The organism is Lysinibacillus sp. BSL11, from assembly GCF_052928325.1.
Genome location: NZ_JAVGCX010000001.1, coordinates 441,789 through 468,160, shown reverse-complemented (window position 1 = coordinate 468,160; position 26,372 = coordinate 441,789). Strand labels below are relative to the sequence as shown.

Sequence of the window (26,372 nt, the reverse complement as noted above, 5' to 3'; positions counted from 1 at the left end):
ATTATTTATCACCTCTCAAGCTTTTCTCAGTTGCCATAACTTCCTCAACTGAAATATAACGACCATGGTCTTTTTCAAAAGAACGATGGATCATGAAGCCAAATACACCAAGCATACTAATGATGGCTGGCACCCACATATTGAATACAGCGAAGAATGCTGCAAGGAAGAAGAATCCACTCATCCAGAATGGTGTGCCTGTATTATTTGGCATGTGAATTTTTTCGATTGTACCTGCAGTAATATCGCGACCTTCTTTTTTCGCGAACCAATACTCATCTAAGCGAGTAACGGTAGGCACTACGGCAAAGTTATATTCTGGTACTGGAGAATGAGTAGCCCACTCAAGTGTACGACCATCCCAAACATCTGCCTTTTCATTGCGAGGCATATGCTTCCAGCTGTAGTAAATATTGTAGACGATTAAAGCAAAACCGACTGCAAGTCCTAGAGCACCGACGAACGATAACATGTTCAATGGACCATAACCAGTAGACTCAGAATAAGTGTACATACGACGAGCATATCCATCTAAACCTAAAATGAATAATGGGAAGAATGTTACGTTGAAGCTGATGGCAATGAACCAGAAACCAGCTTTCCCTAATTTTTCATTTAGACGGAAACCGAACATTTTTGGCCACCAGTAGTGGTAACCTGCAAGGACACCAAATACTGTACCTGGAATTAATACATAGTGGAAGTGGGCAACTAAGAACATCGTATTATGATATTGGTAGTCAGCACTTGCCATCGCTAGCATTACCCCTGTAACCCCACCAATTGTGAAGATAGGAATGAAGCCAAGTGCATAAAGCATCGGTGTTGTAAATTGAATTTTCCCGTGCCTCATTGTGAGTAGCCAGTTAAATATTTTAACCCCAGTAGGAACTGCGATTGCCATTGTTGTAATAGAGAAAACACTGTTTACCATTACACCATGACCCATTGTATAGAAGTGATGGGCCCAAACTACGAATGATAGTAGGGAAATGACCACCATACTCATCACCATTGATTTGTAACCGTATAAGTTTTTACGTGCGAATGTTGCAATGATTTCTGAGAAAATACCAAAAGCAGGTAGGATAACGATATAAACCTCAGGATGTCCCCAAACCCAGAAAAGGTTGGCCCAAAGCATATCCATACCACCGTCTTGCATCGCAAAGAATTTTGTGCCGAATTGACGGTCAAACATCATCAGAGCAAGCGCTACAGTTAATACTGGGAACGCGAATACGATAATAATGTTTGTAATTAAAATAGACCAAGAAAACATTGGCATTTTCATTAATGTCATACCAGGGGCACGCATTTTAATGATCGTCGTGATAAAGTTAACACCTGTCATTAAAGTACCAATACCTGATAATTGAAGGGCTAAAGAATAATAGTTATTCCCTACAGTCGGACTAAATTCCGTACTTGCAAGAGGGAAGTAGGCTGTCCAACCAGCGTCTGGTGAACCACCGATAATGAATGATAAGTTTAATAAACCAGCACCTGCTGCAAATAACCAGAAGCTGACAGCATTTAGACGTGGGAAAGCAACGTCACGTGCACCGATTTGAAGTGGAATGACAATGTTCATTAAGCCGATAACAAATGGCATCGCCATAAATAGAATCATTAATAAACCGTGTGTTGTGAAAATTTCATTATAGTGTTGTGCATCAAGAAGTCCGTTATCTGGAACGGCTGTTTGTGCACGCATTAATAGTGCATCGATACCACCGCGGAATAGCATTAATAAAGCTACTGCGATATACATAATCCCGATTTTTTTATGGTCAACAGTTGATAGCCAGTTTTTGTAGAAATAGCCCCATTTTTTGAAATAAGTAAGGCCTGCTACGATAACCACTGCACCAACTACGATACTAATAGCTGCCGCTAAAATCATCGGTTCTTGCATTGGATGGAATAATTCTTCCATACTCATTGGATGCGCTCCTTTCAGAATTAAAAATTAATGTCTCGATTCGTTCAACGTTAAAATCAAATTAATGACCAGAATGTTCATTATTCATGTCTTCTTCAGACATATCTCCATGATCCATTTCATCCATATTCATGTGTTTACCATGTTCCATTGGAGCTGGTCTAAAGTCTAAGTGTGTAGATGAGAAGCTTTGGCGACCAACATGTTCTGCCTCTAAAAGCTCATCAAATTTTTCTTCTGTTAATGGTGCCTCTTTCGCTTTAACATCAGCAACCCATTTATCGAAGTCTTCTTGTGTCATAGATTGTGCTTCAAATTCCATTTCTGCAAAGCCACGTCCATTAAAGTTGGAGTTACGTCCCATAAATGAACCAACTTCATCTGCTGCAAGGTGAATTGTTGTTAACATATCACTCATAGCATATTTTTGACCTGCTAATTGAGGAATCCAGAAACTTGTAATTGGACCAAATGAGTAAAGCTTAAATTCGATTGGACGATCCACCGGAATGTTTACATAGTTAACTGTTTCAACACCTTCTTCTGGATAACTAAAATGCCATTTCCAGTTTGATGATGATGCATAAATCACTAAAGGCTCCTTATCGTCATAACCTGCTGGTTGAGCTTCTACTGTAGATGTTGTTCTTACTGTTACAACAGCTAAAAATGCTACGATAATAATTGGAATTACTGTCCATGTAATTTCAAGCAGATGGCTTCCTTCTTCATGAGGAGGCTCATAATCTGCAGCAGCTTTTGATGCACGATATTTTGTAAGCATAAAAGCCAAAAGCACATACACGACTAGCAATATAAAGGCCATTGTAATAATGGATAAGATAATTGTGTTTGATAATGTTTCAGCATTAGGTCCTTTTGGATTGAACACTGTTAATGGTTCACATCCAGCAAGAAGAGCAATCGCACTCAATGCTACTAACATTAAACTTAATTTTTTCTTCATGTTTGACTCCTTTCTATAGAACGGCTATTCATAAAATTCATGTGTTTTTTGTCAGTGTCACATTTACAAATAGTTGATACTGAGGTCACCTCTTTTATCTTGGCGTATCAATCAACAACATAAGAAATTACAATGGCATGGTTCAATATGAAACATAATATCTAGTGTTGATTGATCTGATGCAAGCGTTAGCAAAATCAATGATGTGCACAATCGTTTAAATACGTACTTGGTTAACTACGATTGCCACATTCTCTCGTTGTTTGCACATTGGATTATACGCCCTGTTTTTAAGAAAAAACATAATTTTGTTATGAAAATGATAGTATAGCGGTATTGAATTTGAACATTTTTTGAACAAAAATCGTTATTTTAGTATTGGTATTTATAGGTTTTATTTATTAAACACTGTGGAAACGTTGAAAATACTGCATTCCTGATGTTTACCTAAGTAAATAATTTAAAATGTGAAAAATGGTATTTCACATTTTAGACGCTGTTTTGTAATAAAATCATTGTCATACCAGTCCTATTGGGATTTTTTATTTGCCTTTTATCCAAAAAAGGAGTAGATGCAATGACGTTTTATGGAAACAATAGGTTGAATTTTCAATGAAAGGAATGAGTAAGGAGGGAATAAATGGAGTGAAATATTAATTATGTTAATATAATAACTGTTTTTCTTTAATATCCATATTTTTACTTCATTTGTTTTATCTGAAAAGTAAAAAGCAAACTAAGACCGTTCTTAGTTTGCTAGTATTTTAGAAAAAAATTATGTTATCAAGAATTAAGCGGTGTAATTCAGCATTTTTAAAATTACCTGTCAATTACCAAGCTTCAGCCATTTGGCTACTTGTCCATAAATCGTATTTTGAAGCTGTGGAGCTTTATTATTCATTTTCAAAGAAAAATACAGTGTTTTCATAAAGTTTAAGGTACAAGTTCTGCCACTAAAGAAGAGCTCATTATAACCTTGTGTCATTAAATGCATTTCGAATTTATCAAAAGCCTGCTCAACAAATTCGATCAGTGCTTCCTCTGAGTAATTCCGAAGTAATAACGCATCCACTATATTAATTAAACGTTCCTCTTCATCGTTAACAAAGACTGTTTCTTTCCAAGTGACAAGTTTTAATGCATGTAAAATGGATGGTGCATACTGTAAATCGAATTTTGGATGTTTTATTGTTGTTGTAGCTAAATCTGCACCATGTGCAATACTGTGTGCCCAACCTTTTTCCTGAACATATCCTCTCGTATCCTGTTCTAATAACAAATAACGGCCAATTTTTTTGAAGAACACTTCTAGGTCTTCCTCTCTTAAAACGAGTAATTCAGCGTCCTTTGCAAGAAGACCTGCAACTAGTAAAGCGGAAAACGAACGAGTAAAGACACTATCCTCTGTTTTATCTCCGATATGTAAATATAAAAAATCCTCACCTGTAACTGTATCAAACAAATATTGAAGTTGTTGAGAACTCAATAAATTATCACTTAGTAAATCAACAAAGGTGCGATAAATGAGGTGGTCTCGTAATTCGGCATCAACTGAGCCAATATGGGTTAACATCTCCTGTAATAGCCAATCACTATGCTGGAACATAAATGTCTGACGCTCAGACAGTGTCATTGTTGAAAAAGACTGTAATGTTTCTTTAATATCCATGTTAAAAAAGCCCCCAACTTATTTTTGTACTATATATTATAGCGCCATCTCATTTCGAAGGGATAAATTTGAAACCTTCATTTTAAATAAGCACAGTTAGAATGTCCTCTTTAAAACATAATTTTTACAATATTATTTCCAGAAACTATAGAAAGTTGTTATGATAGAAACGCAATTAAATGGTAAAACTAAAATGTGAACAATAAAAAAGACATACCTATTTAAGTATGTCTTTGTCTAGCTAAATAATGACTGCTGATTTAATGCCAATTGGCCATTCAGTGAGCGTGTGTTGATTTGTCTTTAACTCGACAAGAATATTGGCATTTTTGATTGCATCAATGAGCCATTCACTATAGTGACGATTTGGTTCAGGATGCTGTAAAATCTGCTGCATATCTTTTTTATCAACATGTAACAGCTTGTAGTTACATTCAATGTTTACTTTTTGAGGAATAATGGAAAGAGACTCATTTTGATGACCAAGTGCAATAGATCCAGGAATACACCCTTGGATTTTTAAAATATAGGTGCTGGCTTCTTGTGTGAAGACATCAATTTTGGTGCGTGTTAAAAGTTCAAATTCTATCGGCTTATCTTGAAAAGGGCCGTCCGTTGTAGAAATTGAAATGACTTTAATCGATAATGCCTCGAATGTAGATGAGATACAATGATCAAACTCTGTAATTGTATCAAGTAATTGCATGGATTCCACTCCTTGTGTAAGAACTTGATTTTCTTGATGCAGACAACAAAGGGGGAGTGTCTGCGAATTGTGATAAATTTTAGACTATTCTAATTATAATACAATTTATTACAAAATATGAATGCAAAAGCAATAATTTTTTGTTAAAAACAAGAAACTTGTGGATTTTTTAGTAAATAGCAGAAATGAAAAATTAGAACAAAGAGGTGAGAAAAATGACAAAAAGAAAGCGTCATGTCATTAAACATGACAATGTTGTTGTTTTTCCGGGCGCTGTCCAAACTTTAATACGTGAAGGACATATGTTTGCTGAAAATTTTCAGTATGAAAAAGCGGTGGCGAGTTTTGAAAAGGCATTTGTGTACGAAGCTGGAGATGAACTTGCTCTTAGTGCCTATGCTTTTGCCTTGTATGAATTAAAGGACTATAGCAAGACTAAGAATGTTTGTGAGCAATTATTTTCAATGGGTACGTCATTTTATGTAGAAATCATGGAATTGTACATTACCGTATGCATGCAGTTAAAAGAATACCATCAAGTAGAGTCATTAATTACAACCCTACTTGAAGAAAATGTTTTGCCTCAGGATCAAATTGAAAAATTTGAACGTTTAAAAAATTTGAATAGTGAAGTGTCTAAGAATCTAGAAAAAAAAGAAAATGCACAACGGTTAATAGAAGAACAGGAATATGACCTTGAGAAATTTGGGGCACTTAGTCCAAATGAGCAATCCATTCGCTTACATCGACTGATGGATACAAATGTAAGACAACTAAAAGAGCCATTGAAAGAGATTATTGAATGTTCCACGATCCATCCGTTTGTCCAAAGTCTAGCACTCATATTATTAGTAGAACAAGAAGTAGCTATCAATGTTACAGTGGCCAAATTTAATCAAACCAAAATTGTTAATCCTACTGAATTAGTATTGCCTAACCAGCTACCGCAGTATGGAGAAATAAAAAATATACTAGAATTGAAGCTAGAACAAGACCCATCAACGTTAGAAATGGTACAATATTTAATGGCAAAGCATGCGATTGTAACGTATCCATTTGAATGGCACCCGTTCGAAGCAGATGATGTTGCCTATAGTTATATTGATTTTGTCTTAGCGATGCTTGGAAATGTACAAGAAATGGACTATGAAATCATTGACTTTTTACAAATGTTAGAAAAGTTAACAGAACTACATTAGGTATGAAATAAGTTGAAACTATACACATCTATGTTATACTAAAATGGTTGTCAAAATCGTAGTTACGAATGAATTGTCTAACATCTAAACTTGATTATTTATTTGGAGGTATTTATACATGTCAGCAAAATGGGAAAAACAAGAAGGTAATATCGGTACTCTTACAATCGAAGTACCTGCTGCAGAAATCGACGCAGCAATGGACCAAGCGTTCAAAAAAGTTGTAAAACAAATTAACGTACCAGGTTTCCGTAAAGGTAAAATGCCTCGTAAAATGTTTGAACAACGTTTTGGTATTGAATCTCTATACCAAGATGCATTAGAAATCATCGTTCCTGAATCTTATGCAAAAGCAATTGATGAAGCTGGAATTATGCCAGTTGATTACCCAGAAATCGCTGGTACAGAAAACTTTGTACACGGCCAAGATTTCACATTCACTGCACAAGTAACAGTGAAACCGGAACCAAAGCTAGGAGACTATAAAGGTCTAGAAGTATCTAAACTTCCAGTAGAAGTAACGGATGAAGAAGTAGATGCACAAATTCAAGATCAATTAGCTCGTAAAGCAGAGCTTGAAATCAAAGAAGACGAAGCAATCGTAGAAGGTGATACAGCTGTGATCGACTTCGAAGGTTTCGTTGGTGAAGAAGCTTTTGAAGGTGGTAAAGGTGAAGACTATCCACTAGAAATCGGTTCAGGTTCATTTATTCCAGGTTTTGAAGAGCAACTAGTTGGTGTTAAAGCTGGCGAATCTAAAGATGTTGTTGTTACATTCCCAGAAGAATATCATGCAGCTGAATTAGCTGGTAAAGAAGCTACTTTCAAAGTAACAGTGAAAGAAGTTAAAACAAAAGTTCTTCCTGAGTTAAATGATGAATTTGCAAAAGAATTAGATCCAGAAGTTGAAAGCGTTGAAGCTTTACGCGCTAAAATTAAAGAACAAACTGCAGCTCAAAAGGAAACAGAATCAGATGCAGCTCTTCGTGATGAGCTTGTAGAAAAAGCAGCTGAAAATGCTGATTTTGAAGTACCAGCAGGTATGATCAACTCTGAAACTGATCGTATGTTACAAGAATTTGGTCAACGTTTACAAATGCAAGGTATGAACCTAGACCTTTACTACCAATTCTCTGGTCAATCAGAAGAAGACTTACGTGGCCAAATGAAAGAAGAAGCTGAAAGCCGTGTGCGTGTATCATTAACACTTGAAGCAATTGCTGAAGCAGAAAAAATTGAAGCATCTGAAGCTGATATTGAAGCAGAATTAGAAAAAATGGCTGCTCAATTTAACATGACTAAAGATCAAATCACAAGTGCTTTAGGTGGAACAGCAGTACTTGAAAACGACATCAAAATCCAAAAAACAGTTGAATTTTTAGTAGAAAACGCTAAAATTACTGAATAAGATTTTGTGTAATTAGATAGCCCAAAAAAACAAGGTACGGCATTCATCCGTGCCTTGTTTTATCACATAAACTCTTAGAAATCAGTCCCCTTAACATTAATTCACTTTATACTTCACTTATACATAGTATTGTTTTAGTTTTTATCTTCATTCAGCAGATGTTTTTGTATCCAAAGTATAATGTCAGGTACAAAAAACTCCCATCTCACATAGATGGCGAGCTGTAAACCTTTTAACCTTTTAGTGTGTGTTTAAACCACGACTGGATGAAGATAGTGCCTGCTGGCAGGCGTCAAGGATTTTGATTGAAGTCCTAGCGCTATTAGAGTCAAGGCGAAATTGATTCGATGCTAAACTTAACTTCATTCAGAAAGGTTCTAACTAAATAAAATTTATTTTTTGAGTGATATACCCTTGGTTGATGAATGTAGTAGATTTATAAATAGAGATTCAGTAGTTTGTAGTGTGTCGGAAGTGAATAAATGTAACTTTATAGCAGTATAAGGTGGCGAAGTAAGTAGGTTCCTATAGCATGCTTCGAAAGACAATTGAAGTAAAGTACATGTCGATGCGTTATAATCTACACATGCATAATTACTGAGGCGTAAATGATGCAGACAATTTATTTGATAAAGGTTCAATAATCTTGTAAGATTGTTGCTTGAATAGGGGTGAAACATATTGTTCAAATTTAATGATGAAAAAGGCAATTTAAAATGCTCATTTTGTGGAAAACCACAAGAACAAGTGCGTAAATTAGTTGCAGGTCCAGGTGTTTATATTTGTGATGAATGTATCGAGCTTTGTTCAGAGATCGTTGTAGAGGAACTAGGTGTAGAAGAGGAAATTGAATTCCAAGATATTCCAAAACCAAAAGAAATCTTAACGATTTTAGATGAGTATGTAATTGGACAAGAGCGTGCTAAAAAAGCATTGGCAGTCGCAGTTTACAATCACTATAAACGTATCAATACGAATAGTAAAATTGATGATATTGAATTAGCAAAATCGAACATTGTGTTAATCGGCCCAACTGGTAGCGGTAAAACTTTATTAGCTCAAACGTTAGCACGTATTTTAAATGTTCCATTCGCAATTGCGGATGCTACCTCTTTAACTGAAGCAGGTTATGTTGGTGAGGACGTTGAAAATATTTTATTAAAGTTAATCCAATCAGCTGATTATGATATCGAACGCGCTGAAAAAGGGATTATCTATATTGATGAAATTGACAAGGTTGCACGTAAGTCGGAAAATCCATCTATTACACGAGATGTTTCCGGCGAAGGTGTTCAGCAGGCACTCCTGAAAATTCTTGAAGGAACAGTTGCAAGTGTTCCACCACAAGGAGGACGAAAACATCCTCATCAAGAATTTTTACAGATCGATACAACCAATATTCTTTTCATTGTTGGCGGTGCATTTGATGGTATTGAAACCATTATTAAACGACGTCAGGGTGAAAAAGTAATAGGATTCGGTTCAGATCCTAATAAAGTAGATGTAGATGAAGGTTCTATCATGTCCAAGCTGATTCCGGAGGATTTATTGAAATTTGGTTTAATACCAGAGTTCATTGGTCGATTACCTGTACTTGCGAGTCTGGAGCAATTAAATGAAGCAGCACTAGTACAAATTTTAACAGAGCCGAAAAATGCACTAGCCAAGCAATATCAAAAAATGCTTGAATTAGATGGCGTTGAGCTTGAATTTGATGAAGATGCTCTTGTGGCAATTGCTAAGGAAGCAATTGAACGTAAAACAGGTGCGCGTGGTCTTCGTTCAATTATTGAGTCAACAATGCTTGATGTAATGTACGAATTACCTTCACGTGAAGACGTAAAAAAATGTATCATTACAGCAAAAACAATTACGGATAAAGAAAAACCGAAATTGCTTCTTGAAGATGGCACTGAACTCGATGAAGGTAGCGACACTAAAACTTCAGCATAATGAATAGACGTGGCTGTCTACCGTTGTGAGATAGAGAGTAATTAGCTGACTTCGATTGTGCAATATTCGCACATATCGACAGTCAGCTTTTTATTCATTCCTACATAAAGCAGCTGTAACTTGAAGAAATTTTTGGCTCGCTTCAATATCTAGTGTGAATCAACTTTTTAAACACATACTAGTAGCGCGGGATGTTAACATGAAAATTTTGACGGAGGTGAATGCCCGCATGGTGACAATACAAAAAACAACAAATGTACCATTATTGCCTTTGCGTGGACTTTTAGTATTCCCATCGATGGTGTTACATATTGATGTGGGTAGAAATCGTTCTGTAGCGGCACTTGAGCAGGCAATGTTAGAGGACCAAATGATTTTATTGGTAACACAAAAAGAAATGCACGATGAACAACCTGAAGAGCAAGATTTGTATTCAGTTGGTACAATTGCCTATGTCAAACAAATGCTTAAATTACCAAATGGCACATTACGTATCCTTGTAGAAGGAGTTGCTCGTGCAACGTGGAAAAACTATCGTGCGTTGGAGAAGTATACGGTTGTCGATATTGAGATTAAAGAGGAGTCAACAGAAAAAGATGTAGAAACACAAGCGTTGATGCGGACATTGTTGACGTATTTTGAAAAATATGCAAAATCTTCCAATAAAATCACGACAGAGACGATCAATACTGTAACGGATATTGAAGAACCTGGTCGTTTAGCAGATATTATTGCTTCTCATTTGCCCTTTAAAATTGCCGACAAGCAAGAAGTATTAGAAATGCTAAGCGTTAAAAAACGACTAGATCATTTAATTATTCGCTTGCATGATGAACAGGAAGTATTGGATCTAGAAAAGAAGATTAATTCCAAAGTAAAGCAGTCAATGGAGCGTACGCAAAAGGAATATTATTTACGTGAGCAAATGAAAGCTATCCAAACGGAGCTGGGAGATCGCGAAGGGAAAACTGGAGAAGTTGCAGAATTACGGAAGCGTATCGACGAAGCTGGTATGCCAGAAGCAACAAAGGAAGCAGCACTGAAAGAATTGGATCGCTATGAAAAAATACCTGGAGCTAGTGCAGAGAGCGGTGTTATTCGCAATTATATTGATTGGCTTATTTCATTACCGTGGACAAATGCTACAGAGGATCGCATGAATATTACCCATGCTGAAAATATTTTAAACCGTGATCATGATGGATTAGAAAAAGTCAAAGAACGTGTTCTAGAATATTTAGCAGTACGTCAGCTGAAAAATTCACTTCGAGGGCCTATTTTATGTTTATCAGGGCCTCCAGGTGTTGGTAAAACATCATTAGCTCGCTCCATTGCCGAAAGTTTAGATCGTAAGTTTATTCGTATTTCTTTAGGTGGTGTTCGAGATGAATCGGAAATTCGCGGACATCGACGTACGTATGTTGGTGCAATGCCAGGACGTATTATTCAAGGAATGAAAAAAGCAGGTACCATTAATCCGGTATTTTTATTAGATGAAATCGATAAAATGTCGAATGATTTTAGAGGTGACCCAGCAGCAGCCATGCTTGAAGTTTTAGATCCTGCACAAAATAATACATTTAGTGATCATTATATTGAGGAACCATATGACCTATCTAATGTGTTATTTATTGCAACTGCCAATGATTTAAGTAGCATCCCAGGACCATTATTGGATCGTATGGAAGTAATTTCTATTGCAGGCTATACTGAAATAGAAAAAGCTCAAATTACAAAAAATCATCTCATACCAAAGCAGCTTAAAGAACATGGTTTGAAAAAAACACAAGTGGTAATCAAAGATGAAGCAGTTACTGATATTATACGTTATTATACTCGGGAAGCAGGAGTGCGCGGTTTAGAACGACAAATCGCTACGCTTTGCCGTAAAATTGCCAAAGTAATTGTATCTGGTGAGAAAAAACGCGTAACGGTAAGCTCAAAATCATTACAAGATTTGCTCGGTAAACATCGTTTCCGCTATGGACAGGCTGAAAAGGAAAATCAAGTGGGTGTCGCAACTGGACTTGCATATACAACAGTTGGAGGAGATACATTACAAATTGAAGTTTCTTTAACACCAGGTAAAGGGAAGTTACAACTTACTGGTAAGCTTGGTGAAGTAATGAAGGAATCTGCTCAAACAGCATTATCCTATGTGCGCACGAAGATGGAACACCTTAATGTGGATGCAGAATTTTTTGATACACATGATATTCATATCCATGTGCCAGAGGGTGCTGTACCTAAAGATGGACCTTCAGCTGGTATTACAATGGCAACTGCTATCGTTTCGGCTATTCTACATCGCCCGATTCGCCGCGAGGTAGGTATGACAGGTGAGATTACCCTGCGTGGCCGTGTATTGCCAATCGGCGGCTTAAAAGAAAAAACATTAAGCGCTCACCGTGCAGGATTAACGACAATCATTTGTCCTAAGGATAATGAACGTGATATAGAGGATATTCCAGATAGTGTACGTGAGCAACTAACATTTAAACTAGTGTCATCGGCTGATGAAGTATTAGCCTATGCGCTGGACGGAGGTTTTTAAAAAAATGAAAGTCCATAATGTCGAAATGGTCATTAGTGCGGTACGACCAGACCAATATCCAGAAGATGGACTGCCAGAATTTGCATTAGCAGGTCGTTCGAATGTAGGAAAGTCTTCCTTCATTAATCGAATGATCGGACGTAAAGCTTTAGCACGTATTTCATCTAAGCCTGGTAAAACACAAACCCTTAACTTTTATAAGATCGAAGAGCAACTGTTTTTTGTAGATGTTCCAGGGTATGGTTATGCAAAGGTTTCTAAAACAGAGCGTGAGGCATGGGGAAAAATGATCGAGCGCTATTTTACAGGACGCCAGGAGTTAAAAGCAGTCGTACAAATTATAGATTTGCGACATCCTCCAACAGCTGATGATCGTATGATGTATGATTTTTTAAAGCATTACAATATTCCTTGCATTGTCATTGCAACGAAGGCAGATAAAATTCCAAAAGGTAAATGGGATAAACATAAGAAAATTGTCAAAGAGACATTGGAGTTGGAAAAAAGTGATCCTCTTATTGTCTTCTCTTCAGAAACGGGACTTGGCTTTGAGGAAGCATGGAAAACAATCGAAAATAAAATGTAGTAAAAAGCATCTATTGTATCTAAAGCGTTAGGACAATAGATGTTTTTGTATTTTCAATCGAGTAGTGTAGAAAATTAGGGAAAATACTTGATGATGTAACTATTTGTCCGATAAATTAGATAGGAGGTGGACTAGATGGATATCGCAGCTTTATCGATGGCAATGAACCAAACAACACTTATGCAAAATGTATCTTTAGCTGTTACGAAACAGGCAATGGAAATGCAACAGCAAAATACAGAACAGTTAGTTGAAATGTTAGATGCTCCACATCCAACAGCCGGACATACAATTGATATTCAGGTATGAAGTAGGCAAGGTAGCTTGAAGTTAAAAGCTACCTCAATTTTTGTTTTTAGAAATAAATTCAAGAAGGCCTAAAATGTAACTTTTCGAATAAGAAAAACTACCAATAATACGATATACTAATAATTAGTAAGGAGGCAGGTTTTTTGAAAAAATATTTATACATACTGATGATTACGTTACTGATGATAGTTGGTTTTTCCTTTAATCAATCTGCTAAAGCAGCCCAACTAGTGACAGGGACATTTGTTGATGTAACGTTTTCAGAATATACGAAGCCAGATGGTACGATAGAAAAGCAACTTAGTAAAATTACATTGGAAAATGATCGTGGACGAACAGTAACGTTTAATATTAATAAAAATACTAGATTATATATTAATAATACGTCTACAACGATTGAGGGTTTTAAGATGGGGATGGCAGTCGAGGCTGAAATTTCTCTCAGAAGTGTTGTTGAACTTCGCGGTACCTCTCATACACCAACAGAAACAAATGTACCATCAACAGGAAGCAGTAACGGTAAAACAACTGCTGGTGTCGTAACGAGTATTGATCCAAATGGTTTATTTATCATGGTAAAACCAGATGTTGGCGCAGAAACGACATATTATTTAAACAAAGAAACCAATTATCAAAAAGGTTCTTCTGCAACAGATATTAGTGCATTATACGTTGGGGATCGAGTTAAATTAAGTTTCAAAAATAAAACTTCCTCAGTCATATCAAAGGTAGCTATCAGTGAAACAGGTACGCTCGTTGAAAACTTATATAAAGGCGAGATACAAGCGGTCAATCCTAATGCTAACAAGCTTACCGTGAAAAATCAGCATGCCTTTGTTAACTGGCAATTTGGCTCTCAAACAACAAATGATCTTTCAACTATGCCTTTTACATCCAAAGTACCAATCCATGTTGGGAATACGAAAATCGAGAAAGGTCAGCTGAAAAATTATATAGGTAGCGAAGCATACTATGCGACCGTTAAACAATTTGGTAAGGAAGTAATCGAGAAAATTGTTGTATTGAAAAATAATGAAAGAACATATTACGAACCAATGCTGTCTGTTGATACAGATTACCAACTACTGAAATTGAAAACAGCAGGAACAATGTATTTCCATAATGGGACTATTTTAATTCGAAATGGACGATTAATTGAACCTACTGGTCTTATGGCATATGGTACTGCTTTTGTCGTGGCTGATGGGGCTACTCGTGATCACTATGCCCAAGTAGTACAAGTTACAAGTGATAGCTTCATGTCACCTAATCTGGCAGGTCATGAATTATATTATGGACGCTTATCTCAAGCTGATGGATATGTAATTGAAATTGACGATGCGATGAAGATTGAATCGAATGTTTTCAAGAAAGCAGATCGTACTGTACTGTCGGTTAGTAATTCAACGAAAGCTATGGTAGATGACGGCAATAAAACGTATAGTGTCATGCCAGATATTGAACTTTACTTATCTGAGGGAGATTATGGTTATTTCTATGTGAAGGAAGGCCATGTACAAGCTCTTCATATTTTAGACAAGGCTAAACCTGTTGCCCCTCTAATGCTCGCAGGTAAACTACAGTCTGTGAAATCTACGTATCCTGCAGTCATTAATGTCAAGAGTGTTAGTCAATGGCAAAATGGTCGTTGGTATGAAGCGGGTGAAATGGTTAATATGAATATTGACCAAGCGACACTGATTAAAGCAGGTAAGGTGATTCAAGCTTCTGACTTACAGCCATCTGATCGTTTAGTTGTATTATCAGATCGATTTGTTAAAGCTCATTTTATTTTGGTAGATTAGCAATATTAAACTAAAAAAATCTGCGAGTCTTATGCGAATATGTTTCATAAGCTAAAGATGAGGAAGATACTTCAAATAGGCTAAATTGTGTATACATTCGCAAGACAAGCAGATTTTTTTTAGTGGTATTAGAAACAAGCTTCATTATGCACGCAAATGCACAGTGAAAGAGAGGAAAAGCGAATGCAAAAAAAATTATCTAAAATCATGTTTCTAGTCCTTGCTGTTTTTTTGATTGGAACAACTATTCCATTCAATGCATCAGCCGCTTCATTAGAAACAACAGGTGCAGTAAAAAATGAATATACATATGAAGAAGCTGTGTTCCTTTCAGGGACACCTGTTATTTTTAAAGGGACAAGCAAAGATATTAAAATTGCACAAAAAGAATCCAAAGGTAAATTAACTGAAACGTATAGCATGAAGTTAACAGCAAGCAATGGCGCTACATTGACAAGAAATATTGCCTATGAATCTGATGTAGTGGATTATGCAGTTCTTGGTCAAAAAACATCCAATGGTGAAGTGAAGAAATACACGGAAAAAATTACAATTGGCGCCATTACTTATTCCTTAGTCGATTATCAATTTTCACAAGGAACAGTTACTGATAATCGTGCAGCCTCTGATTATTACTCAGGAAATATTATTTCTAGAAAAACCTATGCTTTTGAAACAGGAAAAGGAAAAAATGCTGTTCAAAACACAGTAACAATTGAAACAGATAGTCGACATGCAGGCTATGAGAACTTCTGGGGTGCGACAGAAACTCAAATTACGGAGTCTGTTTATTCCTATAGTGATGGTAAAACAAGTCATGTGAAAAATCGTTTATCTACAAGTAAATCACGTGTTTTAAATTATGAGGAAAATCTCGGTAGCTTAGGGAGTTTTGAAGGTGGATATGCAGTCGTAAGTGAAAAGGATGTTATTTCTGAATATACATACGACCTATCTTCAGGACAAAAGGGTACACTTGATTTAGATACAGAGTACATGCCGACAATTGAACGTCTGATCATTCCTAAATTCAGAGATTTAACAACCCATTATGCGAAAGAAGCAATTGAAAAACTTTATTCTTTAGGTATTTACTCAGATTCAAGTAACTTCTTTTCTCCTAATACACCAATGAAACGTATTGATTTTACGACGGCTATTGGTAAAGCGGTTGATTTACGTGTGTTTGAAGAAAAGAAATCAAAAAAGACACCTACTACAAGTGTTTTTAAAGACTTGAAGCGTTCTATCAAAGATTACGGCTATATTGAATCAGCGTTAAATAAAGGGATAATTAAAGGTGTATCAGCTGACTACTTTAAGCCAGATAATGCGATTAATCGAGCGCAGGCTGCAACTATCTTTGTCCGTGCCTTAGGACTAGAAAATAGAGCACCTGATCCTGGTTACTTAACTAAATTTACAGATGACAAACAGATTCCAAATTATGCGAGAGATGGCATCTATATAGCGAATGAACTTGGCTTAATGATTGGTGATGCTGCTGGTCGTTTTAATCCAAATAAACCGCTAACGCGTGCAGAGGCGTCAGTTGTTCTAGAACGATTCTTGAAATATTTAGAGGATGACTTAAAACAAAACTATCGTGATGACATATTGTTCTTTAACTAAGGAAAGGATGGAACAAAAATGACCTATGTAAAAAAAGCATTGCTTGCTATGCTTTGCTTCATGCTTCTACTGATGACAGCTACACCTACTGTTACGCAAGCAGCTACAACAATTAGAGATGTTCCAACAAATAGCAATAATTATAAAGCTATTTCATGGGCGGTCGATAATGACCTGATGTCCTTAAATAGTGCAAGTAACTTTTTACCAAATGATCAAGTGACAGATCGCGATCTTGTTCTGATGTTTGCCAAACTAGATCGGAACTATGCTTTATCTTATATAGATAGTGTTGCTTATAATTTCTATAGTGATTTTTATTTACCATTTAACGGTACACATGTTAATACGAATCGAACAAAAGCTGTAACTCGTGGCCAATTTGCCCAAATCTACGCGGCTTTTAAAGGCTTAGATTTAGATGAGCCACAGGCAGTTCAATATTTATATTCAAATGATTTATCTACAAGTTCTACAGGCAAAAACACATTTGCTAGCTTTAATCCTTCCACAAAATTAACACGGGGTGATGTTGCTGTATTTTTCTATCGTGCTGTTCAAAATAGCACTTTCGCAGTACAAGGATTAAAACGTAGTCCAGCTGGTCGTGATAATGATAGTATTACGTTACCTCCTGGTTTTATGGGATCTAGTAGTGCTGATTTTGAAGAGCCAAAGGATAATTCAAATGATTTTACTGGACCAAATAATGTTAATAATGCATTGCAGAGTATCGTGGTGGAAAAGCCTGATTTAATTGCAAATAATGTGGATACAACACTAGTTACAGTGTCTTTAAAGGCTTGTAATGGTGATCCTATCGCTGATGATAAATCCTATTCATTCCGCGTGAAGGCATCCTACGGAAATATTGTTGATACTTCAGGTGAAGCAGTTGACATTGTCCAATCAGATGGTTCAACTGTATCTGCTATAGTGGTAGCACCAAAACTAACTAAATCAGTACGTGATACAATAACTTTTGAACTGATTAATAATACGGACCCAGCAATGAAGTGTCTTGTTGGAGAGAAACTAAACGCAGAAGTGCGTTATGCACCACAGCCTGAATTACGTATTGATTACCAAGTATACGACCCAGCAAATACAGATGATAATGGTAGCGTGATTCCTGAATTTCCTAAAAGTGAAGATATTCCAGAGTTCTTTACGCAAAACTTAATTGATGTTTATAGCCCAGTTCCTCTCAATGCTAATTCAGATAAAAAATTATTTAGTATTGGGCAGCAAACAAATGTGACAGACGTTTTAGGAAATGTGCAAAACATCTATTTGCGTTACGGTGGTTCTGATCCTAAATATCCGGCATTAGGTTATGAAAATGCTATTCTTCAATTTGAAAACTATAATATTTCTGTTTACTTATTTGAGGAACTTTTAAAGACTCGTTTTGAAAACTCTGTTACGACGCCAGCTAAAACGGAAATAATGTATTTAATTGCTGACGATGGTCGTCCTATTTATCGCATTCAGGGCATTGACGATGATATTGCCTCACAGGTAGAGAACATTAATCCAGTCGGCGCCATTATTCAGCTTATGAAAGAAATGCCAGACGAAAAAGATTTAACATTAGAACATTATGATAGTGTTATGAAGATTTATTCGATCTTCACAAACTTAAGTAACTATGACCGTACGGTATTATTAAAATACCAAGGCGGTAAATTACTTGGACAAGTAGAGGCCTTTAAAAAACGAGTTGAGGCACTAAAGGAAAGTGCGGATGCGGCATCAAGACCATCAGGAAAAGATCGTTATACAAAAGTAATGGTGACTTTAGTGCGTCCTGGTGGAGAGCCTATTACAGATTATCAAGGGACAGTTAAAATTAAGTATGACGGAGTAGAAAAAACAGCTTCATTCATTACGAACACTTCTGATCCATTAAATAATACAGGAAATCCAGGTACTGCTGTAGCCTACTTTGATTCAGTTATATATGGGAAATCTAAAGTGGAAGCAAGACTTGTCAATCCAATAGACCCTCGCTATGCAACGTCCTTGAAGGGTTTAAAAGATAAAACAGTGACGAAAGATATTTTCACGAATCCATACTTCAGTATAAATTCTTGTTCTTTAGCAACAGAAATTGCCTATGTAGTGGATTATTCTTCTTCCATGAAAGCTGTTGATCCAACAAATTATCGTGGGAAGAAAATGATTGAACTAATCAATCAATTAAAGGCTAAAAATAACATAGTCATTGAAACCAATACAAAAGCAACAGTACTTGGAGAAGGCACAACAGAAAATGTGTTGAAAAAAGATCTTTATAAAGCATCGAAAGAAAAGGGTGCAACCGATATTTTTGCAGGCATCGATATTGCTTTAACAAAATTCTCGAATGATTCGAAAACATCCAAAGCGATTGTTGTTGTCTCTGATGGTAAAACAAGTAAATCAAAAATGACAAAAGTTATAAATGAAGCGAAAAAGCAAGGTGTCAAAGTATATACAGTAAGTATGGGCAAAAAATCACAAGTAAATGACGCCACTTTAATGCAATTATCTTCAGAAACGGGCGGAACGTACTTCCATGCAATTGATAATATGCAATTGCATCAAGTCTTCCAGAAGTTAATTGATACAATTTTATGTAAAACGCAAGCTTCGAGCTGTATCAATCCAGAAGATTTATTTGAAGAGACAAGTGTTTCGCTACGAAAAGGTTATATTACAATGAGTGCTCGAGTTGATGGTAACTGTCAAAACGTTGCGAAGATGAATGTACGTTTTAATTCAATCAGTGGAGATGTCCAGTTTGATTTGCAAAAGCGTAGTGATCAAGTGTATATGTTAACAAAAACTGTTCAAACGATGCAGGACTTTAAAGTCAATGATGAGATTGAGTTTATAGCATACGATAAAGATGGAAATATGATTGCAATAAAGAGTGTTACAATAACAAATTAATGAGAAAACTGCCTCCGATGATGGGGGCAGTTTTTTAATTTGAAACAACACGTATAATTTGTTACACTTAGTTTATAATAATTCTAATGTAGATGACGAATTGCAGTTCTTCATGACATGTTCACAAATTATTGATGAACTCTTGTCGAACTGTGCTATAATGAGATTTGTGAATTAGAACGTGTGAGGTGTTATTCATGCATACCATCGTAGTAGGCTTGAATTATAAAACAGCGCCTGTTGAAATACGTGAGAAGTTATCATTCATTGAGAGTGAACTGCCACAAGCAATGGAAGCGCTGCAAAAGCAAAAAAGTATATTAGAGAACGTAATTGTTTCGACATGTAATCGTACAGAAATATATGCTGTTGTGGATCAATTGCATACTGGACGTCATTTTGTGAAACAATTTTTAGCAAACTGGTTTGATTTACCTGTGGAGACATTTTCTTCGTATTTAACGATTCGTGAAGAAGATGAGGCAATCGAACATTTATTTAAAGTGACAGCTGGAATTGATTCAATGGTTCTAGGTGAAACACAAATTTTAGGGCAAGTAAAAAAAAGCTTTTTAAGTGGACAAGAGATTGGCACAACAGGAACGGTATACAATCAGCTATTTAAACAAGCAGTAACATTTGCAAAGCGTGCTCATAATGAAACAGCGATTGGTGAGAATGCGGTATCCGTTTCCTATGCTGCTGTAGAATTAGCAAAGAAAATTTTTGGCTCATTACAACGCAAGCATGTAGCTATTTTAGGTGCAGGTAAAATGGGGGAACTTGCAATTGAGAACCTTTACGGTAGTGGTGTAGGGAAAGTTACTGTCATTAACCGTACATTTGAAAAAGCAGAAAGCTTAGCAGCTAAATTCCATGGTGAAGCTAAATCAATGAAGGAATTACAATGTTCTTTGTTAGAAGCGGATATTTTAATTACTTCAACAGGTGCTACTGATTATGTTATTGATTACGAGCTAATGCAATTCGTGGAACGTTTACGTAAAGGAAAACCATTATTCATGGTAGATATAGCGGTTCCTCGTGATATTGACCCACGAGTTGGCGACCTACCAAATGTATTCCTATATGATATTGATGATTTACAAGGTATTGTCGAAGCGAACTTAGCAGAGCGTGAACGTGCTGCTGCTGATATTACTAATATGATTGGCGACGAAGTTGTGCAATTTAAAGACTGGGTAGCAACGCTTGGGGTAGTGCCAGTCATCTCCGCATTACGTAAAAAGGCAAATCGTATTCAACAAGAGACTATGACAAGTATCGAAAATAAAATGCCAGATTTAACGGAACGTGAACGTAAAATTTTAAGCAAACATACAAAATCTATTATCAATCAATTGTTAAAAGAGCCAATCTTGCAAGCTAAAGAAATGGCTAATTCTCCAAAAGCAAATGAACAGTTACGTTTATTCCAACAAATTTTTGGTATAGAGGATGCTGTGGAAGCTGAAGTTCATGAGATGACAAAGCAAGAGCTTGAGCGCAAAGAACGCGCACAGGTATCTCAGACTTCTACTGAACCAAAGTACTCTTTCTAAATTATCTATTGCGCTCACGTAGAAAGCTGTGATTGTATATGGGTGTTACGCGCAATTGGATTTTCTACTGATATTACATGAGGCGTTTTCGTATCTGTATGGTAAACTAAGGATACGAAAACGTTTTTTTGTTTTCTATGCTAGAATAGTTTATTAATTTCACGACAAAGAAGGGATGTCTATTGGCTGATTTGACCATGACGAGGCTGTATGAAGTGATGATCGTCTTGTATGCGATCAGTCTAGTTTTTTACTTTACTGATTACTTTTATAAGCAAGTACGTGCAAGACGCATTGCTTTTTGGCTTGTTTCATTTGTATGGATGATTCAAAGTGCCATTATCATTTTAACGTTTGTGGAAACGAAGCGTTTTCCGATTTTATCCTTGTCTGAGGGAATACTTTTTTATTCCTGGTTACTCGTGACGTTATCCATTATCCTTCATTGCATAGCAAGGGTGGATTTACCTGTGTTTATTATTAATATACTAGGATTCTTATTCGCTAGTATATTTACTTTTATGCCGAAACGTCCTACAGGAGCTGTCGGGGATACTTTAATTTCGGAGATGCTTTTTATTCATATATCATTTGCAATATTGTCTTATGCAGCGTTTACATTAACATTTGTGTTTGCCATTTTGTATCTCGTTCTATATCGATTGCTGAAAAAGAAAAAGTGGTCGCATTTATGGACTAGATTGCCTTCCTTGCAGCAGACAAGCAGCTGGATGAATATTTCATTTTTTATTGGAATTCCGATGTTATTTATAAGTTTAATATTAGGGTTTGAATGGGCACTATTAACATTAGAGAGTCTTTCGATTTTCGATGCGAAAATCATAGGGTCCTTCATTATTTTAATTTTGTATTGTTTTATCCTATATGTGAATCGCAAAAGCAAGCTGACAGGTACAACTTATGCATGGGTACATATTTATGCCTATCTATTAGTTGTTGTAAACTTCTTCTTAGGGAGTAGTTTATCGCGATTCCATTTATGGTATTAGAAGAAAGGTTGGAGACTGTTGAGAAAAATTATTGTAGGTTCTAGGAGAAGTAAACTAGCGCTAACGCAAACAAATTGGTTCATTAATGAATTAAAAGCGGCTGGTGCACCATTCGAATTTGAAGTAAAAGAGATTGTAACAAAAGGTGACCAAATTTTAGATGTACAGCTTTCAAAAGTCGGCGGGAAAGGGTTGTTTGTAAAAGAAATTGAACAAGCCCTTTACGATAAAGAAATTGACTTTGCTGTTCATTCTATGAAAGATATGCCTGCTGTATTGCCAGAAGGGCTAGTGATTGGTTGTATTCCACCACGTGAAGATGCTCGTGATGCATTTATTTCGAAAGGGCATGTTAAATTTGCTGACCTTCCTGCGGGAGCAGTCGTTGGGACAAGTTCTTTACGTCGTAGTGCACAGCTTTTAACAGTACGTCCTGATATCGAAATTAAATGGATTCGTGGAAATGTTGATACACGTTTAGCTAAGCTTGAAACAGAAGAATATGATGCCATTATTTTAGCAGCGGCTGGTTTGAAACGCCTTGGGTGGAGTGATGATGTAGTCACTGAGTTTTTACCTGTAGAACAATGTCTACCAGCTGTAGCGCAAGGCTCTCTAGGCATTGAATGTCGTGCCGATGATGCGGAGCTTTTAGCCGAATTAGGTAAACTGACTGATTCATTTACATGGCAAGAAGCACATGCAGAACGTGCATTTTTGGCTGCAATGGATGGTGGTTGTCAAGTACCGATTGCTGGGTATGCCACTTCAAATGGGGAAGAAATTACATTAACAGGCCTTGTTGCTGCTCCAGACGCATCTGTTGTCTATAAAGAAACAGTAGTCGGTACAGATGCACAAAAAATTGGAGAAGAGCTAGCTGCTATTTTAACAGAACAAGGTGCTTTCGATTTAATTCAGCGTGTAAAGGCAGAGCAAGATGCCGAGTAATTTACCTCTCAAGGGTAAAACCATACTTTTAACAGGCACATCTAAGACAACAACCATTGTCGAAAATATAATAGCTTTAGGTGGACAGGCCATCGTAGCCCCATTAATTGAAACTTGTGAACGATTAGATAGCGAGGATTCTGAACTATTGAATCGCGTTAAGCAATATGATTGGTTGATTTTTACTAGTCAAAATGCTGTAGAAGCTTTTGCTAGTAAAATGCTTCGACATCAATTTAATGCGAGTCACTTCCAAGGAAAAATAGCTTCTATTGGAACTAAAACAACAACAGCGCTGGAAAATTTAGGATTTCAAGTGAGCTTTATGCCTTCCATATTTAGTGCTGATATCTTCGTTAAAGAATTTCCGAGTGTAGCGGGTAATCATCCGAGATGTCTGTTTATTCGAGGAAAAAAGGCGAAAAGTACGCTGAAGGATGGATTGCCTTTTGAATTAAAAGAATGGACAGTCTATGAAACGATAGAACGACATGATCAAACATCTGTTATTGTCAATTGCATCCAGCAACATCAAGATGTTACAGTGATTTTTGCTAGTCCTTCAGCAGTTGACGTTTATGCAATGGAGGTTGTGCCACATATTGGCTGGGAAGCAGCTCACATTGCAGCCATTGGCCATATTACGGAAGCAGCTCTTGAACAATACGGTGCTACTGTGGATATTATGCCAAGTGTTTATACAATGCAAGCAGTCATCGAAGAAATTATGAAAGTAGGGGACAAATCATGACAAAACTACAATTTCAAAGACACCGTCGTTTGCGTACCAATGCAACGATACGATCAATGGTAAAAGAAACATACTTACATAAAGAGGACCTGATCTATCCTATTTTTGTAATAGAAGGCGAAAATATTAAAAATGAAGTACATTCAATGCCTGGCGTTTTTCAATTTTCATTGGATAAATTAGAGGCAGAGGTGGATGAGGTTGTAGCATTAGGTATTCCTGCGGTTATTTTATTTGGCTTGCCAGCTGAAAAGGATGCGGTTGGAACGGGTGCATTTCATGATCATGGCATTGTGCAGGAAGCGACTCGACTCATTAAAACACGTCATCCTGAGTTATTAGTCATCGCGGATACATGCTTATGTGAATTTACAGATCATGGACATTGTGGCTTAATTGAGGGTGATCAAATTTTGAATGATCCTTCATTAGATGTTTTAGCCCGCACGGCGATATCCCAAGCAAAAGCTGGCGCTGATATCATTGCTCCATCTAATATGATGGATGGCTTTGTAACGGCAATTCGCGCTGGTCTGGACGAAGCTGGTTTTGAACATATTCCGATTATGTCCTATGCAGTTAAATATGCATCCAGTTACTATGGACCTTTCCGTGATGCTGCAGATGGTGCTCCGCAATTTGGTGATCGTAAATCCTACCAAATGGATCCATCAAATCGTCTAGAGGCATTCCGTGAGGCAGAGTCAGATATCGAAGAGGGCGCAGATTTCCTAATTGTCAAGCCTGCCCTTAGCTATTTAGATATTATTCGAGACATGAAAAATAACTATCCATTACCGCTTGTTGCATATAATGTTTCAGGTGAATATGCAATGATTAAAGCGGCTGCTATAAATGGTTGGATTGAAGAGAAAAAAGTTGTGCTTGAAACATTATTAGGCATGAAACGTGCAGGCTCTGATTTAATCATTACGTATCATGCAAAAGATGTTGCACGTTGGTTGGAGGAGAAATAAATGACACGTTCTTACGAAAAATCAAAACAAGCCTATGCTGAAGCTGTTCAATTAATGCCGGGTGGTGTAAGTAGCCCAGTACGTGCATTCAAATCAGTAAATATGGACCCGATTTTCATGGAATCTGGCCATGGGGCAATCATTAAAGACATTGATGGCAATGAATATATTGATTATGTATTGTCTTGGGGTCCGCTAATTTTAGGACATACACATCCCGAGGTAGTGAAAGCAATTGCAGATACAGCTGCGAAGGGTTCTTCCTTCGGTGCTCCAAGCTATACTGAAAATCGCTTAGCTCAATTAGTATTAGACCGTCTACCAGGAATGGAAATGATTCGCTTTGTTTCTTCAGGAACAGAGGCTACTATGTCTGCATTACGTGTAGCGCGTGGTGTTACAGGTCGTGATAAGATCTTAAAGTTTGAAGGGTCTTATCATGGTCACGGTGACTCCTTATTGATTAAAGCTGGTTCTGGTGTTGCCACATTAGGCCTACCTGATAGCCCTGGAGTACCTGCAGATATCGCCCGCAATACGTTGACAGTTGCCTATAATGATTTAGAAGGGGCAAAAGTAATTTTCGAAAAATTTGGCGCAGAGTTAGCTGCAGTAATTGTGGAGCCAGTCGCAGGAAATATGGGTGTTGTACCTCCACAACCAGGTTTCCTAGAAGGTTTGCGTGCGCTTACTTCAGAGCACGGTGCATTATTAATCTTTGACGAAGTCATGACAGGTTTCCGCGTAGATTATGGCTGTGCACAAGGGTATTTTGGGGTAACGCCTGATATGACTACTTTAGGTAAAGTAATCGGAGGTGGCCTCCCTGTAGGTGCATTCGCTGGGAAAAAAGAAATTATGGAGCAAGTAGCACCAGCTGGACCAATTTATCAAGCAGGAACATTATCGGGGAATCCGTTAGCGATGACAGCCGGTTATGAAACGTTATCACGTTTAGATCATGGTACGTATGATTACTTTAAAAAATTAGGAGATCAGCTTGAGGCTGGTTTCCGTGAAGCAGCAACTAAATATAATATCCCGCACACTGTTAATCGTGCAGGCTCTATGATTGGCTTCTTCTTCACGAATGAAGATGTCATTGATTTTGCTTCTGCTAAAACATCAGATTTACAATTATTCGCTGAGTATTTCCGTCTAATGGCAGAGGAAGGTATTTTCTTACCTCCTTCTCAATTCGAGGGACTATTCATCTCAACAGCTCATACGGAAGAGCACATTGCGACAACGGTGGCAGCATTCCATAAAGTATTTGCGCAATTAGCGCAATAAAATTAATTTGATAGAGCATGCTAGAATTATTTCTAGCATGCTCTTCTGCTGTTAAAAAACAAAACCATTACTAGAATTTTTGCGGGAAGTGAAAATGTTTTCCTCTGTAGGCTACTTGCTCTCCTGTGGCCTCACCTCTTTAGCTATCCTATGGGAGT

General features: G+C 36.9%; 19 protein-coding genes. 15 read left to right on the top strand and 4 right to left on the bottom strand.

Features of this window, described 5'->3' with window-relative positions; all coding sequences use genetic code 11:
• Window position 1 precedes the first annotated feature (1 nt).
• The 4 genes from qoxB to RCJ95_RS02310 form a co-directional block, all read right to left on the bottom strand.
• On the bottom strand, window positions 2–1,945 hold the full coding sequence (gene qoxB, locus RCJ95_RS02325; RefSeq protein ID WP_221680901.1) for a cytochrome aa3 quinol oxidase subunit I: 1,944 nt from the start codon (window positions 1,943–1,945) through the stop codon (window positions 2–4).
• A gap of 61 nt (window positions 1,946–2,006) precedes the next feature.
• On the bottom strand, window positions 2,007–2,912 hold the full coding sequence (gene qoxA / locus RCJ95_RS02320) for a cytochrome aa3 quinol oxidase subunit II (RefSeq protein WP_221680900.1): 906 nt from the start codon (window positions 2,910–2,912) through the stop codon (window positions 2,007–2,009).
• 826 nt (window positions 2,913–3,738) lie between these two features.
• A complete protein-coding gene (locus RCJ95_RS02315) occupies window positions 3,739–4,581 on the bottom strand; it encodes a DUF2785 domain-containing protein (RefSeq protein ID WP_446721845.1) in 843 nt (280 codons plus the stop codon).
• Between the two features lie 241 nt (window positions 4,582–4,822).
• The gene (locus RCJ95_RS02310) at window positions 4,823–5,287 is read right to left on the bottom strand and encodes a hypothetical protein (RefSeq protein ID WP_066036516.1); all 465 of its coding nucleotides are present in this window, start codon (window positions 5,285–5,287) and stop codon (window positions 4,823–4,825) included.
• A 215-nt stretch (window positions 5,288–5,502) separates the two neighbouring features.
• Between RCJ95_RS02310 and RCJ95_RS02305 the strand changes: the two genes are divergently transcribed.
• From RCJ95_RS02305 to hemL, 15 genes are all read left to right on the top strand, one after another.
• Complete coding sequence (locus tag RCJ95_RS02305; RefSeq protein WP_313150598.1) at window positions 5,503–6,486, top strand: hypothetical protein; 984 nt, start codon at window positions 5,503–5,505, stop codon at window positions 6,484–6,486.
• Between the two features lie 118 nt (window positions 6,487–6,604).
• Complete coding sequence (tig, locus tag RCJ95_RS02300) at window positions 6,605–7,894, top strand: trigger factor (RefSeq protein WP_221680897.1); 1,290 nt, start codon at window positions 6,605–6,607, stop codon at window positions 7,892–7,894.
• A gap of 681 nt (window positions 7,895–8,575) precedes the next feature.
• Window positions 8,576–9,847, top strand: coding sequence for an ATP-dependent protease ATP-binding subunit ClpX (gene clpX, locus RCJ95_RS02295; protein ID WP_036075657.1), 1,272 nt, complete (start codon window positions 8,576–8,578; stop codon window positions 9,845–9,847).
• A gap of 229 nt (window positions 9,848–10,076) precedes the next feature.
• A complete protein-coding gene (gene lon / locus RCJ95_RS02290) occupies window positions 10,077–12,401 on the top strand; it encodes an endopeptidase La (protein ID WP_257522542.1) in 2,325 nt (774 codons plus the stop codon).
• Between the two features lie 4 nt (window positions 12,402–12,405).
• On the top strand, window positions 12,406–12,987 hold the full coding sequence (yihA, locus tag RCJ95_RS02285; protein ID WP_004226613.1) for a ribosome biogenesis GTP-binding protein YihA/YsxC: 582 nt from the start codon (window positions 12,406–12,408) through the stop codon (window positions 12,985–12,987).
• A 135-nt stretch (window positions 12,988–13,122) separates the two neighbouring features.
• Window positions 13,123–13,296 carry a YjfB family protein gene (locus tag RCJ95_RS02280; protein WP_004226614.1) on the top strand — a complete coding sequence of 58 codons (174 nt, stop codon included), beginning with the start codon at window positions 13,123–13,125 and terminating at the stop codon, window positions 13,294–13,296.
• Between the two features lie 143 nt (window positions 13,297–13,439).
• Window positions 13,440–15,101: an epsilon-toxin family protein gene (locus RCJ95_RS02275; RefSeq protein WP_257520272.1), complete on the top strand. Its 1,662-nt coding sequence runs from the start codon at window positions 13,440–13,442 to the stop codon at window positions 15,099–15,101.
• Window positions 15,102–15,284: 183 nt separating this feature from the next.
• Complete coding sequence (locus RCJ95_RS02270; RefSeq protein WP_004226619.1) at window positions 15,285–16,733, top strand: S-layer homology domain-containing protein; 1,449 nt, start codon at window positions 15,285–15,287, stop codon at window positions 16,731–16,733.
• A gap of 18 nt (window positions 16,734–16,751) precedes the next feature.
• Window positions 16,752–19,670 carry a vWA domain-containing protein gene (locus tag RCJ95_RS02265; protein ID WP_446721844.1) on the top strand — a complete coding sequence of 973 codons (2,919 nt, stop codon included), beginning with the start codon at window positions 16,752–16,754 and terminating at the stop codon, window positions 19,668–19,670.
• Between the two features lie 197 nt (window positions 19,671–19,867).
• Entirely contained in the window at window positions 19,868–21,232 is a 1,365-nt protein-coding gene (hemA, locus tag RCJ95_RS02260; protein ID WP_221680893.1) for a glutamyl-tRNA reductase, read from the top strand.
• A gap of 182 nt (window positions 21,233–21,414) precedes the next feature.
• Window positions 21,415–22,242: a cytochrome C assembly family protein gene (locus tag RCJ95_RS02255; RefSeq protein WP_004226624.1), complete on the top strand. Its 828-nt coding sequence runs from the start codon at window positions 21,415–21,417 to the stop codon at window positions 22,240–22,242.
• A gap of 18 nt (window positions 22,243–22,260) precedes the next feature.
• Window positions 22,261–23,193: a hydroxymethylbilane synthase gene (gene hemC, locus RCJ95_RS02250; RefSeq protein ID WP_221680891.1), complete on the top strand. Its 933-nt coding sequence runs from the start codon at window positions 22,261–22,263 to the stop codon at window positions 23,191–23,193.
• The gene (locus tag RCJ95_RS02245; protein WP_446721843.1) at window positions 23,183–23,944 is read left to right on the top strand and encodes a uroporphyrinogen-III synthase; all 762 of its coding nucleotides are present in this window, start codon (window positions 23,183–23,185) and stop codon (window positions 23,942–23,944) included. The genes hemC and RCJ95_RS02245 overlap by 11 nt, the downstream gene beginning before the upstream one ends.
• Complete coding sequence (hemB, locus tag RCJ95_RS02240) at window positions 23,941–24,921, top strand: porphobilinogen synthase (protein WP_446721842.1); 981 nt, start codon at window positions 23,941–23,943, stop codon at window positions 24,919–24,921. Before RCJ95_RS02245 ends, hemB begins: the two co-directional genes overlap by 4 nt.
• Window positions 24,922–26,214, top strand: a complete 1,293-nt coding sequence (gene hemL, locus RCJ95_RS02235) for a glutamate-1-semialdehyde 2,1-aminomutase (protein WP_054550021.1) — start codon at window positions 24,922–24,924, stop codon at window positions 26,212–26,214.
• The last annotated feature ends 158 nt before the right edge of the window (window positions 26,215–26,372 follow it).